This is a genomic window from Pseudomonas sp. 1 (assembly GCF_056626735.1).
In genome coordinates, this window is record NZ_JBWXMQ010000007.1 from 26,735 (window position 1) to 41,938 (window position 15,204).

Genomic DNA, 15,204 nt, shown 5'->3' on the forward strand with positions numbered 1-15,204 from the left:
GACAATGGCTGCTGAAAGGATCGTCGCGGAGCTCGGCGTGCTGATCTATCCCGGCGCGCAAATGGCGGCGGTACATGGCCTGACCGATCTGTTCGGGGTGGCCAACCGGATCGCTGCCGAGCATCAGACGGCACAGCTGCCACTGCTGCGGATCAGTCATTGGCAGGTCGACGGTGATCAGCCCCCCGTGCGCGTTTACGACAGCCTTCCCGGTGCCGAAAACGGTTTGCTGGCGGTACTGATCCCACCGTCCATCGCCGGTTTTTCCGCTGCACAGATGCCGGCCGGTCTGATCCCCTGGTTACGTGAGCAACATGCGCGGGGCGCGACACTCGGTGGGGTCTGTGTCGGCTCGTGGTTGCTGGCCGAAAGCGGCTTGCTCGACGGTCGCAGCGCGACCACGCACTGGACGTCGGCCAAGGCCTTCGCCGAGTGTTACCCCAACATCAGGCTCAAGGCCGACACGCCGATTGTCGACGATGGTGACCTGATTACCACGGCGGGGCTGATGGCCTGGTCCGAGCTTGGATTGCGGCTGGTGGACCGCTTGCTCGGGCCGAGCATCGCCAGCAGCACTGCGCGGTTTCTGGTGGTGGAACACAGCGACAGCGCAAGCGAGTGCGGAAGCAATTTTGCGCCGATTCTCAATCACGGCGACGGCGCGATTCTCAAGGTTCAGCACTGGCTGCAAGGCAATGGCGCGACCGATGTCTCACTGACGGCGATGGCCGAACGCGCAGGCCTGGAGGAGCGCACTTTCCTGCGGCGGTTTCGTGCGGCGACCGGTCTTAAACCCACCGAATACTGTCAGCACCTGCGGGTCGGCAAGGCTCGGGAAATGCTCGAGTTCACCAATGGCACCATCGACCATATTGCCTGGACGGTGGGTTATCAGGACCCGGGAGCTTTTCGCGCGACGTTCAAGAAAATCACCGGGCTGGCGCCGAGTGAATACCGCACGCGATTCGGCGTCAGCCCGCCGCCGACCGTCGCGAAGTAAACCCGCCTGTCGTGCAAAATGCCGGAGCCGACAGAGCAGTCGTGCAGATTGAAACAGGCGCGGTGCCAGCACGGGGTGTCCAAGTGGCTGATTAACGGGATGTTTCCACTGAACGCCCGTTGGCCTGATCTCTGCACCCTCTGACCTACATTCAAACCGCCGTTGGAAGGGGGACGCATGACCCCGACATCCCGCAGGAAAGTGGTCGTCGCCCATTCGATTCGGCCCGGCGCGCCACAACATGAAGCGCAGACCAACAAGGCCCTCGCGCGATGGCTGGCGCAGATCCTCGGCCTGAAGTTTGGCGGCAGTTACGACGCCGAAAAACATCGCGGCCGGGATATTTATCTGCTGCCGACCCAGACCCTCGTCGGCGCGGCGGCTCGCGAACTGGGCGTGAGCAGCCCGGACGATTTGTGGGGCGGTTTCGTCGAGCACGATTTTATTTGCACTAAAGCCATCAGCCACGGTTTGCGCAGCCATCAGGCTCATGCACCGCAAGGCTGGTCGCCGCTGTTTTCCGATCGGGTGCGCACCGTGGTGCTGGACGGGCTCAGCGTCTTTGCGCTGGAAGATGCGCGGCCCGCCGCCGAACATCTTTTGTACAGCGGGCCGATCCGTCTCAAGCCGATTCACGCCTGTGCAGGGCGCGGACAGGAAGTGATCAAGAGCCTGGATGCGTTCGACGAAGTTCTCGCCCGACCTGACGCTGAAAAACTGTTCCGCGATGGCGTGGTACTGGAGCAGGACTTGAGTCAGGTAACCACCCACAGCGTTGGGCAGTCGTTCATCGGCGACAAAGTGTTGAGTTACTGCGGTGATCAATACTTGACCAGGGACGCCCACGGCGAAGAGGTGTACGGCGGCTCGAACCTGCTGGTGGTACAGGGTGGCTATGAGGACTTACTAAAGCTGGATCTGGCTGACGACGTGCGTCTGGCGATCCGGCAGGCGCAGGTGTTCGACCGGGCGGCGGACGAAGCCTATCCGCGCTTCTACGCTTCGCGGCGCAATTACGACATCGCCCAAGGCCTGGACAGTGAACGCCGACCGCGCAGCGGCGTGCTCGAACAGTCCTGGCGCATGGGCGGTGCCAGCAGCGCGGAAGTGGCGGCGCTGCAAAGCTTCGTCAACGACCCCTCGATGCGCGCGATCCGCGTGTCGTCGGTGGAAACCTATACCGATCAGGCCCTGCCGGCGGATGCCATCGAGGTGTATCGCGGCCCGGCCGAGAACAGCGACTTTCTCCTCAAATACGTAACGGTCAAATCCTATGACGGCTAGAAGCGAAAGCATTCAAATCGACATTGATGATGAACAGATGAGCGGGACGTTCCTCAGTCCCAAATCGAAAGTCCCCGGCGTGTTGTTCGTGCACGGCTGGGGTGGCAGTCAGGAGCGCGATCTGGAACGGGCCAAAGGCATCGCCGGCCTGGGCTGCGTGTGCCTGACGTTCGACTTGCGCGGCCACACCGGCGGCACCGGCATTCCGCTGAGCCGGGTCACCCGCGAAGACAACCTGCGTGACTTGATGGCGGCCTACGACCGGCTGCTCGCCCATCCGGCGCTGGACACCTCGGCCATCGCGGTGGTTGGCACCAGCTACGGCGGTTATCTCGCCTCGATCCTTACCTCGCTGCGGCCGGTGCGCTGGCTGGCGCTGCGGGTGCCCGCGCTGTACCGAGACGAACAATGGCACACGCCCAAGCGCGATCTGGACAAGGCCGACCTGCGCGATTATCGCGGTACGCTGGTGCGTGCCGACAGCAACCGCGCCTTGCACGCCTGCTCGCAATTCACCGGGGATGTGCTGCTGGTGCAATCGGAAACCGACGACTATGTGCCTCACGCGACGATCATGAGTTATCGCGCCGCGTGCCAGCAGACTCACTCGCTGACCCACCGCATCATCGACGGCGCCGACCACGCCCTGAGCGATCCGACCTCGCAGCAGGCCTACACCTCGATTCTCGTCGACTGGATCACCGAAATGGTGGTGGGCGAGCGGTTGAGCATTATTCAGTCCTCATGATTTGTGGTGTTTCTTCGGACGCCTTCGCGGGCAAGCGCGCTCCCACATTTTGAATGCATTGCGCCTGTGGGAGCGGGCTTGCTCGCGAAGGGGCCACCAGCCATAAAAAAATCAGGACGGCTTCTTCTCGATCCGTAACGCCTTGGCCTTGGCTTCCACCACCAGGTACATCAGCACGGTGATCAGCAGCGGCAGCAGGAAATAGATCGCCCGATAGGCCAGCAACCCGGCCACCAGACTGCCGCGCGAAGCCTCGTGTTGCAGCAGCGCCACGAACACTGCTTCGAGCACGCCGAGCCCGGCAGGAATGTGGGTGATGACCCCGGCAATCGCGCTGATCAGCAGCACCCCGAGCACCAACGGGTAGTCGAGCTTGCTCGGCAGCAACGTGAAAATCACCGCTGCCATCAGCGACCAGTTCAGCGCCCCGAGCAGCAATTGCAGAACCGCCATGCGCAGCGACGGCAGATTGATTTCCACCCCGCGAATCGACCACTCGCGCCGCCGGGAAAACTGGCAGGCGATCAGATAACCGGCGCTCACCAACAGCAGCAACACACCAATGCCCTGCAACGCGCCGCTGCTGACTTTCCAGCCCGGCGGCATGCGTACCAGCCCGCTGGCAAACACCACGCCGGCGATGGTCATGTAGCCGAACCAGTTGGTCGCCAGGCTCAGGCCGAGGATCTTGGCGATGTTGCTTTTGCTCACCCCGAGCCGCGAATACAGCCGATAGCGCATGGCAATCCCGCCGACCCATGCGCTCAAGTTGAGGTTGAACGCATAGCTGATGACGCCCACCGGCAGGATCTGTTTCCAGGTCAAGTCCTGGCGGATGTAGGTGCGGCCGATCAGGTCGAAACTGGCGTACACCAGAAAGCTCAGCAAGGTCAGGCTGGAGGCGATGATCAGCGTGCGCACCTTGAAGTCGGCGAGGGTTTGCAGCACCTCGGCCCATTCGATACGGCTGGCGAACATCGTCAGCAGGACGATCAGCGCAAGAAAAAACAGCAGGGTCAGCGGACGTTTCCAGCGACTCCAGCGGGACTTGCCCGCCGGTGCCGGATGCACCGCCGCGTGGGCTTCGGAATGGCTCATGAAGGATCCCTCCCGGAGGCCTGGAAAAAGGGTTTGAGTCGTGGCTTGTGTGCCGGCAGCCAGCCGGCCATGGCCGGGAAATGCCGCAGGAAGTGAAACACCAGAAAGCCCACGGTCATGTGCCAGATTCGTCCGCGTGGCGACTTCGAGGCGTCCATCGCCTTGCAGTGGTTGTGGCTGAGGTCTTCGAGGCGTTCGAACAGCAGACGATTGAAGGCTCGGTCGCGAATCAGCACGTTGGCTTCCAGGTTCAGCGACAGGCTCAACGGGTCGAGATTGCTTGAGCCGACGGTGCTCCATTCTTCATCCACCAGCGCCACTTTGCCGTGCAGCGGCCGCTCGCAATATTCATGAATCTGCACACCGGCCTTGAGCAGGTAGTCGTAGGTCATGCGCGCGGCGAGTTTGGCCACCAGCATGTCCGGCTGTCCCTGCAGAATCAGCCGCACCTCGACCCCGCGCCGGGCTGCGTTGCGGATCTCGCGCAGCAGGCGATAGCCGGGAAAGAAGTAGGCGTTGGCGATCACCACCCGCCGTTGGGCGCGGCGCAGCACCTGCAAATAGACGTCTTCGATATCGGTGTTGTGCTGGTCGTTGTCGCGGAACACAAGACGCACCTGGCCGTCGTGATCATCGAACGCCATTTCCGCGCGACGCTGCCGACGCCGTTGCCACCAAAACCTTGCGCGTCCCGGTCGGCCGCTTTGCAGCAGGGCGAAATGATGGATGTCGGTCACCGCCGGGCCCTGAACTTCTACCGAGTAATCCTGCTTCGCTTCGGGGCCGAAATCGGCCAGGTGATCGCCGGAAAAATTGATCCCGCCAATGAACGCGACCAACCCGTCGACCACCACGATCTTGCGATGCAACCGCCGGAACCAGTTGGTGCGAATCCCCAAATGCTTGGGGGCCGGATCGAAGATCTGCAGATGCACGCCGGCATCGCTCAACGCGGTCAGATAACCGGCGCTCAGTTCGCCACAACCGAAGCCGTCGAGGCTGACGGTGGTGCGCACGCCGCGCCGGGCGGCATCGATAAGAATTTCCTGCAACTCCTTGCCGACCTTGTCTTCGAAGACGATGAAGGTCTCCAGCAGGATTTCGCTTTTCGCCGCGCGCATCGCTTCGAACACCCGGGGGAAAAATTCCTCGCCGTTTTCCAGCAGCTCGACGCGGTTGTTGCCCTGCCAGCGATACTCGACATCGACGGTGCCCGGCTCGCGTACGGGCGGGGTGATGCTGACCGGCTCCACGGCGGATTTCTCCAACGGTGCACTGCTCATAGTTCAATCTCCACCGATAGTGGTGCGTGGTCGGAAAGGTGTGACCATGGACGGTTCGCCAGCACTTTTGGCTGACTGGCCTTGAGGTTGCGCACATAGATCCTGTCCAGGCGCAGCAACGGCATGCGGGCGGGGAAACTGCGCGCCGGTTTGCCGTGATGCGCCGCAAACACTTCACGCAGGCCACAGGGTTCAAGCAAGGCATCGGCGCGCTGGCGCCAGTCGTTGAAATCGCCGGCGACGATCACCGGCGCGTCATCAGGCAGCTCGGCCAGGCGCTCTCGCAGCAGGCGCAACTGATCGTTGCGATGGCTTTCGCGCAGGCCCAGATGGACACAGATCGCATGCACTTCACGGTCGTCTTCCGGCAGGCGCAGCACACAGTGCAGCAACCCCCGGTTTTCATGGCCGCTGATCGAAACGTCGAGATTGTCATGGCGCACGATCTGGAATTTCGACAGCACGGCATTGCCGTGATCGCCGTCCGGATACACCGCGTTGCGCCCGTAGGCGAACTGCGGCCAGAGACTGTCGGCGAGAAACTCGTACTGCGGCATCGTCGGCCAGTTTGCGTAGCGTTTGGGGTGATGCTCGTGGGTGCCGTGGACTTCCTGAAGAAACACCACATCGGCGGACACGCTGCGCACCGCTTCGCGCAATTCCGGCAGGATGAAACGCCGGTTCAGTGCGGTGAAACCCTTGTGGGTGTTGACCGTCAGCACGGTGAAACGGCGTACCGTGTTGATGACTGTGGTCTGTTCGTCGGTGAAGCCGACCGGCTCGGGAATGCTCATGCGAGTACTCCTTCGGCGGCCGGCTCACCGGGCATGGTTTCGAGGTTTTTATCCAGATCGAAACGCTGCAACAGGCTGCGGGCATCGAAAGGCGCGCGGACCTTGATGTCGTTGTCGAAGTAGCAGAAAACCTCACGGGATTTACGGGCCCGAGGTTTCAGACGCGGCGCGATCAAATGGGCGTCGTCCGGTTGCCGGCCATGGTGCCAGGCGTCGATCCGCTCGGCCCAACGTTGCAGCGCGGCGTCGGTGTAACCGCTGGCGTAAAGCTCCTCGGCACCGTGCAGGCGCAGGTAGACGAAATCGCTGGTGAGGTCTTCGCGGTACGGCCATTTCCCGGCGGTGTCGGCGATCACCAGCGCGGTGTTGTAGCGTTTGAGCAAACGCACGAAGTCCGGGTCGATGAAACTGTCGTTGCGGATTTCCACGGCATGGCGCAGCGGTTTTTTGCTGTAAGCCTTCATGCTCGCGTGGCCGTGCAGGTGCGAATCGTGCTGGCGGGCGAGCTCGGCGGCCGCCTGGGTGTCGTGGGGCAACTGGTCGAGAAAGGCTTCGAAGCGTTCGGGGTCGAACGTGAAGTTGGGCGGGAATTGCCAGAGGATCGGGCCGAACTTTTCCTTCAGTTCCAGCACCCCGGAGGCGAAGAAATTGGCCAGGGGTTTTTCGATATCGCGCAGGCGGCGAATGTGGGTGATGAAGCGCGGCGCCTTGATGCTGAACACGAAGTCATCCGGTGTTTCGGCGTACCACTGGGCGTAGCGTTCGGGCCGTTGCAGGGCGTAGAACGATCCGTTTATTTCGATGCTGTTGACCGCCCGTGAGGCGAACTGCAATTCGCGTTTTTGCGCCAGCCCCTTCGGGTAAAAGTCCCCGCGCCACGGGGCGTAACGCCAGCCTGAAATACCGATATGAATCGTTGCCATGCCGCCCTCCCGTCGAAAGTCCCCATACGGCCTCTGTCTGTGGATGACTGTGGGCGGTTCGGGAAAGTTTCGACGGGATTACGGACGGTCGGGCTGTGCCGGATCAGTGCCCGGTGACGATCCGGGCCGAGCCTTCGGCAGGTTCGGCGTACACCGGGCCCAGGCGATCGAGGCGTCCGCTCAACGCCGTCAGAGCCAATGCCACCAGCACCACCAGGCCGCCGATCCACGCCGTATGGATCAGGCCGATGTGTTCGACGATCAAGCCGCCACCCCACGCACCGCCGGCAATTCCGAGGTTGAACGCGGCGATGTTCAGGCCCGATGCCACATCCACTGCGTGCGGTGTGTGATGTTCAGCCTGACGCACCACATACACCTGCAAGCCCGGCACGTTGCCGAAGGCGACTGCGCCCCAGACGAGCACGGTGGCCAGCGCCAGCCAGGGATTGCCGGCGGTGAAGGTGAGCGCGAACAGCACGGCGGCGAGCAGGGCAAAGATGATTTTCAGCGCGCTGATCGGCCCGCGTTTGTCCGCCAGTTTGCCGCCCCAGATGTTGCCGACCGCCACCGACACGCCATACACCAGCAACACCAGGCTGACGGTGCTGGCGCTGAAACCGGAGATGTCCTGAAGGATCGGCGCCAGGAACGTGAAGGCGATGAACGAGCCGCCGTAACCGATGGCGGTCATGGCGTACACCAGCAACAGGCGCGGTTGCTTGAGCACCTGCAATTGCTGCAACAGTGATGCGGGTTTGCTGTGGGCGATGTTGTTCGGCACATACAGCAGGCTGCCAATGAACGCGATGACGCCAAGTGCCGATACCGCGAGGAAGGTTTCACGCCAGCCGAAATGCTGACCGATGAACGTGCCCAGCGGCACGCCGGTGACCAGCGCCACGGTCAGGCCGGTGAACATGATCGCGATCGCACTGGCGGCTTTTTCCTTGGGGACCAGGCTGGTGGCGATGGTCGAACCGATGGAGAAGAACACGCCGTGGGCCAGACCGGTGACGATCCGCGCCAGCACCAGCGATTCATAACTCGGCGCCAGCCAGGCCAGCAGATTGCCGAGGGTGAACAGCACCATCAGCGACAGCAGCAACAGTTTGCGCGGGACCTTGCCGGTGAGGGCGGTCAGCACCGGCGCACCGATGGCTACGCCCAGAGCGTAGAGACTGACCAGCAGACCGGCGGACGGCAGACTGACGCCGAGATCGGCGCCGATGGTGGGAAGCAGGCCAACGATGACGAACTCGGTCGTCCCGATGGCGAAAGCGCTGAGAGTCAGCGCGAGCAGGGCAATGGGCATGACGGCACTCCGGTGGGGGATTGAATGGAGCGCAGTGTCGGGGTTTGGTGGGGGTGGAAAAATACAGGGAGGGGCATTTGATATTTGCGTGCGACGCAAATATCCCCCCTAAAGGTGTTCGTTTCCACGCTCTACGTGGGAATGCCTCCGTGGACGCTCTGCGTCCGCTCTTTGAGACGCGGAGCGCCTCTCGCTGTATTTCCACGCGGAGCTTGGGGACGATCAGTGAAGGGGAGTGGGCGGGGGAACGATCAAAACCGAACTTGCCGGGCCAAAACCGATCAGTTCTTTACAGGTTCAACCAAGGGAGCTCTGCGTTTTGACCAGGTTCAGGATCGCGATTCTATTGGGGACATTGCTGTTGTTCGGCGGCAATGCAGTGCAAGCCGCCAGCCTGCCGGGTGTTCCGGCGACCAGTGAAGAGCCGGCCAAACCGGAACCGATCGTGCAGGGCGGACTGCTCGGCGCCATCAGTTCCAGCATCGACGACGTGCAGGACAAACTCGATCTCAACGAGCATCTGGTCGACGCCTGGCGCCTGCGCGCCGACCGGGCGGCAGATGAAGTCGACAGGCTGGTCAATCAACCTTCGAACCGCTCCGGCTGGGGCGTGGCGGGAGATTTCCTGATGCTCTCCGGCGTTTGGCTGGGCACGTTTGCCGTATTGACGGTGCTCGGCAGCCTGCTGGCCAAGCGTCTGCAGGAAGGGCGTTGGTTGCGCACCCGGCAACGCAGTCAGGACCTGCTCGGTTACCTGTTGCCCTACACGTTGCCCGCGCTGATCTGCCTGCCGTTGACCCTGTACGTCAGCCATTTTCTGTCGGCCTCGATCGGCCGGGCGCTGGCGCTGTGTCTAGCCTATGCCACCAGCAGCGGGATATTTTCCACGTCGATGCTGTTGTGCGTGGTGATGATGTTCAACGTCGGCCACAAACGTCGCGCCGTGCAGATCATCCGCGACTACTGCCCGAAGCCGCTGTTCCTGATCGGCTTTCTCGCCGCATTGAGTGACGCGCTCACCAGCCCGCAGATCGCCCGGCAACTGGGCGGCAACATCACCAGCAGCATCGCGGTGTTCACCGGTCTGCTGGCGTCGATCATCTTCGGTCTGCTGGTGATTCGCCTGCGTCGGCCGGTGGCGCACCTGATCCGCAATCGCTCGCTGGCCCAGCGCTTGAAACAGCCGTCGCTGCAGGAGTCGCTGCGGATTTTTTCCGGGCTCTGGTACTGGCCGATCGTGCTGATGGTGCTGGTCTCGGCGGTCAATCTGATCGGCATCGGCGAGGACAACCAGAAAGCCCTGCGCTGCGCGTTGTTCACCACCGTGCTGTTGATCGGCACGGTGTTTCTCAGCACCGTCCTCCAGCATCTGTTCAAGTCGCGCAAGGCCGAGGCGATCCAGCGTAGCAGCGCCTACAAAGAACGCTTTCTCAGCCTGTTGCACGCCTTGCTGCGGATCGTCATCGCGATTGTGTTCATCGACATTCTCGGGCGGATCTGGGGTGTGTCACTGCTCGACTTCGCGCAGAGCAGCACGGTCGGTCGGGCGATCAGCAATGCCCTGAGCAGCATCGGCCTGATCTTCCTCGTGACATGGCTGCTGTGGGTGGTGCTCGACACGGCGATTCAGGAAGCGCTGAAACCACCGGTCAGCAAGCGCTCGGCGCGCCAGCCCAGCACCCGGGTGAAAACCATCCTGCCGCTGCTGCGCAATGCGATCAAAATCATCCTGGTGGTGATCTGCGCGATCACCACCATGGCCAACCTCGGGATCAACGTCGCGCCGCTGCTGGCCGGTGCCGGGGTGGTCGGCCTGGCTATCGGTTTCGGCTCGCAGCAACTGGTGCAGGACGTCATCACCGGGTTGTTCATCATCATCGAAGACACCCTGTCGATCGGCGATTGGGTGGTGCTCGATTCCGGGCACGCCGGCACGGTAGAAGGCCTGACCATTCGCACCCTGCGCCTGCGCGACGGCAAGGGCTTCGTGCATTCGGTGCCGTTCGGTCAGATCAAGGCGGTGACCAATCAATCGCGGCAGTTTGCGTTCGCGTTTTTCTCGGTGCAGTTCACCTATGACACCGATGTCGACAAGGCCATCGAGCTGATCCGCGAGGCGGGGGATTCGATCCGCGAAGACCCGTTCCTCAAGTACAACCTGCAAGGGCCGCTGGATGTGTTCGGCGTGGACAAAATGGACCTGAACGGCGTGGTGCTGACCGCGCAATTCCGCACGGTGTCGGGCGGGCAATACGCGGTGAGCCGCGCGTTCAACCAGCGTTTGAAAAAGCTTGTGGATAACAGCCCTTGGGTGCATTTCGCGCAGACTTATCCACAGCAGGTTTTGTTGCCCAAGCGCCAGGAGGAAGAGGTGGCTGCGGCGCAGTCATCGGTGGTGTTGCCGGAGCAGGCCCGCACTCAGTGACGGGTCAGCTTGTTGCGGATTTCGTTCATGGCGGCGAAGTCCAGCTCCACCCAGAACTGCTGCTTGCCCGCGACCTCGGTAGCGACCGGCAACCCGTCGCGATACACCAGCCGATTGCTCGCCAGCGCCGGTACTTTCGCCCCGGGCAGCAAGGTGCCGGCGAGGTTCAGCGGGTCGACGCCGCACACCGCGACCAGGCTGCCGTCATGTGGGCGACGGCGGACTTCGCGCAGCAGGGGAATCGCCTCGGGCAGGGCGAATTGCTCGCCCGCCAGCCCGCTGACAAATCGCCCGCCACGAATCTCGCCGCGTGCTTCCAGTCGATGGAATGTACGCAGCAGTTCGCGCCAGCTCGGCAACCAGTCGGCCTCGCGCTCCAGCAGGCGCCAGAACACCACGCCATAGCGCCGCAACAAGGTCATGGCGACGTGCTCGAGGGTTTCGGGCGACGCTGTTTGACGGTTTTCCACAACCAGCCCGCGACGCAGTAGCGCCCAGCGCCCTGCATCGTCCATGCCACCGACAAACGCCCCACGCCCGCGTCGACTGCTGCGCTGCTGGCGCTTGCTCGCCGGGGTGATCAGTGCCCGCAACCCGGCAAAACTGTCGGCATTCACCAGACCGGCGCCGACCAGTTCCTGCAAGGCGATTTCCAGTTCGGTGCGCAGCAGGTGCGCTTCATGAATCAGCTCATCGAAGAACAGCGCGCCGTGCTGGCTCAGCGCGTCGAAAACCTTTCGGGTCTTGGGCGACAGTTCGCTGAGCGGCGTCTGTTCGGCCAGTGCACTCCACAAGCCGACCTGACTGCGCGGCAGCAACACGATCGGTGTGCTGCGCAATGCCGTGCCGCTGATGTTTTGCCGGGCGCTGAGGCGCGTCCATACCAGTTTGCCGCTGCGGCACAGATCCAGCCAGCTCGGTGAATAGTCTTTGAGCCGCGCCGGAAGGATGTCGCTATCCCACGCCGATGCGGCAGCCGGATAGCCTTCGAACTGACCGACAATCGCCGGCAACACGGTGCTGCCCTGACCCCGAGTGGACGCGGATAAATGCTGCCAGTCGAACAGAAACCGCATGAAATCCTGCAACGCCACCGGCTCGATTTCCCGGCGCAGACGCTTGACCGTGTAGCGGTGAATGCGTGCCAGCAGGTGTCGTTCGCACCACTCCTCAACGGTCGATCCCGGCGTGAAATGGCCCCGCAGCACATAACCTTCGTGCTCCAGTTGAGCGAGGGCTTGATGAACAGAGGCCGGCATCAAGGCCAGCGGCCCGGCAATCGCCGCCAGTGGTAAAGGACCGAATGCGCCGAGCCGCGCGCGGATCACTTCGACCAGTGCGTCATCGGCCGTCCATGCTTTGTCGAAACCGGGTAATGCGGGGAGTGCCGATTGCGCCTGTGGATAAAGCGCTTGCAGACACGTCAGGCGTTCTCTCGCCAGCCACAGTGAATGCTTGGGATTGATCTGCAACTGGCAGGCTCGCCCGGTATCGGCCAGAGCATTCAGCCAACCGCGCCACGGCGGATTGGCCTCGACTTCGCGGTCGCTGATGCAGGCCAGGCTCATCAATGTTTCGTGCATTTCATCGGCGCTGTCTGGCGTCGGCCACGCCTCTTCGCGCACGGCTTCGATCGCATCGGCGTCCAGTGCGCCGAGGTCATCGGTGGATTGCGGATCGCTCCAGCGGCGGTTGAGCACGGCCTGGGTGCGACGTTCTTCCAGCGGCGCATCGTCGAGAAAGGTGTAGGGCCGGGCGCTGAGGATTTCCGCCGCCAGCGGCGAGGGCGCCGGCAGGTCGCGGGCGATCAAACGCACTTCGCCGCGCTCCATGCGCCGCAGGAGTTCGAGCCAGCCTTCACTGTCCATCGCTTCATGCAGGCAATCGTCGAGGGTCTGTTCCACCAGCGGATGCGCGGGGATTTCCCGTTCGCCGGCGAGGTTTTCCAGGCAGGCGATCTGATCGGGAAACACACTGGCGATCAGGTCTTCGCTTTTCATCCGCTGCAATTGCGGCGCGACTTTGCGCCCGCCCGTGTAGCGCGGCAGGGCCAGCGCCACCCCGGCATTCCAGCGCCAGCGCACACCGAACAGCGGCGCATCCAGTACCGCCTGAATCAGGATGTGCTCGGCGCTGTTGCTGTGCAGGTAACGCCAGACCTCGTCGAGTTCGAAACTGTGGCTGGTGGATAGCGACAGCACGATCGCGTCTTCGCTGGCGGCGGCCTGCAATTCGAAGTTGAAGGTGCGGCAGAAGCGCTTGCGCAAGGCCAGGCCCCAGGCGCGATTGATACGGCTGCCGAACGGCGAATGGATGATCAGTTGGGTGCCGCCGGACTCGTCGAAAAACCGTTCCATCAGCAGCGTGTCTCGCGACGGTAAGGCGCCGAGGGCGAGGCGGGCACGGGCCAGGTAATCGACCAGCTGTTCGGCGCTGGCCAGGTTCAGGCCGAGAGTGTCGGTCAGCCAGTCGAGGGCCGGTTGCAGATTGCCGGGGCTGGCGCTGAGCAATTGATCGAGCTGCGCGTGCAGGCGCGCCACGGCCGCCGACAATTCGTCGCTGCGCCCCGGCGCCTCGCCGAGCCAGAACGGAATGGTCGGAGGCTGACCCTGGGCGTCCTCGACCCGTACCTTGCCGGTTTCCACCCGCAGGATGCGATAGGAGGCGTTGCCGAGCTGGAACACGTCGCCGGCGATGCTCTCCACGGCGAAGTCTTCGTTGACGCTGCCGATGTTCAGGCTCTGGGGTTCGAGCAATACGCTGTAGTCGGCGTTGTCGGGGATGGTGCCGCCGCTGGTGACGGCGGTCAGCCGGGCGCCGCGTCGTCCGCGCAGGGTTCGGCTGACGGCGTCGTGGTGCAGGTAGGCGCTGCGCATGCCCTGACGGCCGTTGTAGCCCTCGGCGAGCATCGCCAGCAGCGCCTGATAATGTTTTTCGTCGAGGCGGGCGTAGGGCTCGGCCCGTCGCAACAGCGCAAGCAAATCGTCCTCGGCCCATTCCTGGCAACTGACCTCGGCGATGATCTGCTGCGCCAGCACATCCAGCGGCGCTTCGGGGATGTGCAGCGTATCGAGTTCACCCCGGCGCACGCAGTCGAGCAGCGCGGCGCATTCGATCAGGTCGTCACGGGTGGTGGCAAACAGACGGCCCTTGGGCGTGCCGCCGACCTGGTGTCCGGAGCGGCCGACTCGCTGCAGAAAACCGGCAATCGAACGCGGTGAGGCGATCTGACAGACAAGGTCGACTTCGCCGATGTCGATCCCCAGTTCCAGCGACGCGGTGGCGATCAGCACTTGCAGCTCGCCGCGCTTGAGCCGCTGTTCCGCATCGAGGCGAAACTCCTTGGCCAGACTGCCGTGGTGCGCGGCCACCGCGTGTTTGCCGAGGCGTTCGCTGAGGTGCCGGCTCAGGCGTTCGGCCAGGCGCCGGGTGTTGACGAAAATCAGCGTGGTGCGGTGTTCGCGGGCCAGCGTGGCGAGGCGGTCGTAGACCCGTTCCCAGACATCATTGGCCATCACTGCCGACAACGGCACCGGCGGCACTTCGATGCCCAGGTCCCGTGGGCGGGCGTGGCCGATGTCGATGATTTCGCAGGGGCGCTCATGACCGACCAGAAACCGCGCCACCGCATCGATCGGTTTTTGCGTGGCCGACAGGCCGATGCGGGTCAGCGGTTCAGCGCACAGGGCCTGCAAGCGTTCGAGGCTCAAGGCCAGGTGGCTGCCTCGTTTACCGGCAGCGATGGCATGGATTTCATCGACGATCACCGTGCGCGTGGTGCCGAGCATCTTTCGCCCCGAATCCGAACCCAGCAGCACGTAGAGCGATTCCGGGGTGGTCACCAGAATGTGCGGCGCGCTCTTGCGCATGGCGGCGCGCTCTTTCTGCGGGGTGTCGCCGGTGCGCACGGCGGTGGTGATTTCCAGCGGCGGCAGATCCATTTGGCGCAACTGCTCGGTAATTCCGGCCAGCGGGTTCTGCAGGTTGATGCGGATGTCGTTGGACAGCGCCTTGAGCGGCGAAACGTAAACCACCAGGGTTTCGTCCGGCAGACCGTCCGGGGTTTCCAGGCCACGGTGGACCAGATCGTCGAGCACGGCGAGGAACGCGGTGAGGGTCTTGCCGGAGCCTGTGGGCGCGGCGATCAGTGTCGAGCGGCGCTGGCGGATCAACGGCCATGCGCGGGCCTGGGCGGCCGTCACCGTCGGGAAGGTGCTGCTGAACCAGGCGCTGACGGCGGGGTGAAAGCCTGCCAGCGCCGCGTCCGTGGGAAGGGGCAAATTCATGGTTTCAGTTATGCGGGTGGGCGGGCGAAGTTGCAAGTACCGCTCGGG

General features: G+C 63.2%; 10 protein-coding genes. 4 read left to right on the forward strand and 6 right to left on the reverse strand.

The features are described from left to right. The first annotated feature begins 4 nt into the window (after positions 1 to 4). The 3 genes from AC1MDC_RS12165 (at position 5) to AC1MDC_RS12175 (ending at position 3,032) form a co-directional block, all read left to right on the forward strand. Positions 5 to 1,000, forward strand: a complete 996-nt coding sequence (locus AC1MDC_RS12165; RefSeq protein ID WP_085697668.1) for a GlxA family transcriptional regulator — start codon at positions 5 to 7, stop codon at positions 998 to 1,000. A gap of 177 nt (positions 1,001 to 1,177) precedes the next feature. Further along, positions 1,178 to 2,284, forward strand: coding sequence for a DUF3182 family protein (locus AC1MDC_RS12170; RefSeq protein WP_480393050.1), 1,107 nt, complete (start codon positions 1,178 to 1,180; stop codon positions 2,282 to 2,284). Further along, positions 2,274 to 3,032 (forward strand): alpha/beta hydrolase family protein, encoded by a 759-nt coding sequence (locus AC1MDC_RS12175; protein ID WP_085705118.1) that lies wholly within the window; start codon positions 2,274 to 2,276, stop codon positions 3,030 to 3,032. Before AC1MDC_RS12170 ends, AC1MDC_RS12175 begins: the two co-directional genes overlap by 11 nt. A gap of 111 nt (positions 3,033 to 3,143) precedes the next feature. Here AC1MDC_RS12175 and AC1MDC_RS12180 read toward each other — a convergent pair whose 3' ends face one another. The 5 genes from AC1MDC_RS12180 to AC1MDC_RS12200 all read right to left on the reverse strand — a co-directional run bounded on the left by AC1MDC_RS12180 (position 3,144) and on the right by AC1MDC_RS12200 (position 8,445). Next, positions 3,144 to 4,130, reverse strand: coding sequence for a lysylphosphatidylglycerol synthase domain-containing protein (locus AC1MDC_RS12180; RefSeq protein ID WP_085697666.1), 987 nt, complete (start codon positions 4,128 to 4,130; stop codon positions 3,144 to 3,146). After that, positions 4,127 to 5,413 (reverse strand): cardiolipin synthase ClsB, encoded by a 1,287-nt coding sequence (gene clsB, locus AC1MDC_RS12185; RefSeq protein WP_480393051.1) that lies wholly within the window; start codon positions 5,411 to 5,413, stop codon positions 4,127 to 4,129. Before clsB ends, AC1MDC_RS12180 begins: the two co-directional genes overlap by 4 nt. Next, complete coding sequence (locus AC1MDC_RS12190; RefSeq protein WP_085697664.1) at positions 5,410 to 6,207, reverse strand: endonuclease/exonuclease/phosphatase family protein; 798 nt, start codon at positions 6,205 to 6,207, stop codon at positions 5,410 to 5,412. The genes clsB and AC1MDC_RS12190 overlap by 4 nt, the downstream gene beginning before the upstream one ends. Next, positions 6,204 to 7,130 carry a DUF72 domain-containing protein gene (locus tag AC1MDC_RS12195; RefSeq protein ID WP_480393052.1) on the reverse strand — a complete coding sequence of 309 codons (927 nt, stop codon included), beginning with the start codon at positions 7,128 to 7,130 and terminating at the stop codon, positions 6,204 to 6,206. The genes AC1MDC_RS12190 and AC1MDC_RS12195 overlap by 4 nt, the downstream gene beginning before the upstream one ends. A gap of 103 nt (positions 7,131 to 7,233) precedes the next feature. Further along, positions 7,234 to 8,445: an MFS transporter gene (locus tag AC1MDC_RS12200; RefSeq protein WP_085697662.1), complete on the reverse strand. Its 1,212-nt coding sequence runs from the start codon at positions 8,443 to 8,445 to the stop codon at positions 7,234 to 7,236. A 319-nt stretch (positions 8,446 to 8,764) separates the two neighbouring features. On the opposite strand from AC1MDC_RS12200, the gene AC1MDC_RS12205 reads away from it, so the two are divergent. Next, positions 8,765 to 10,870 carry a mechanosensitive ion channel family protein gene (locus AC1MDC_RS12205; protein WP_227233678.1) on the forward strand — a complete coding sequence of 702 codons (2,106 nt, stop codon included), beginning with the start codon at positions 8,765 to 8,767 and terminating at the stop codon, positions 10,868 to 10,870. Here the strand turns inward: AC1MDC_RS12205 and AC1MDC_RS12210 are convergent. Continuing rightward, the gene (locus AC1MDC_RS12210) at positions 10,864 to 15,156 is read right to left on the reverse strand and encodes a DEAD/DEAH box helicase (protein ID WP_480393053.1); all 4,293 of its coding nucleotides are present in this window, start codon (positions 15,154 to 15,156) and stop codon (positions 10,864 to 10,866) included. The genes AC1MDC_RS12205 and AC1MDC_RS12210 overlap by 7 nt on opposite strands. Between the last annotated feature and the right edge of the window lie 48 nt (positions 15,157 to 15,204).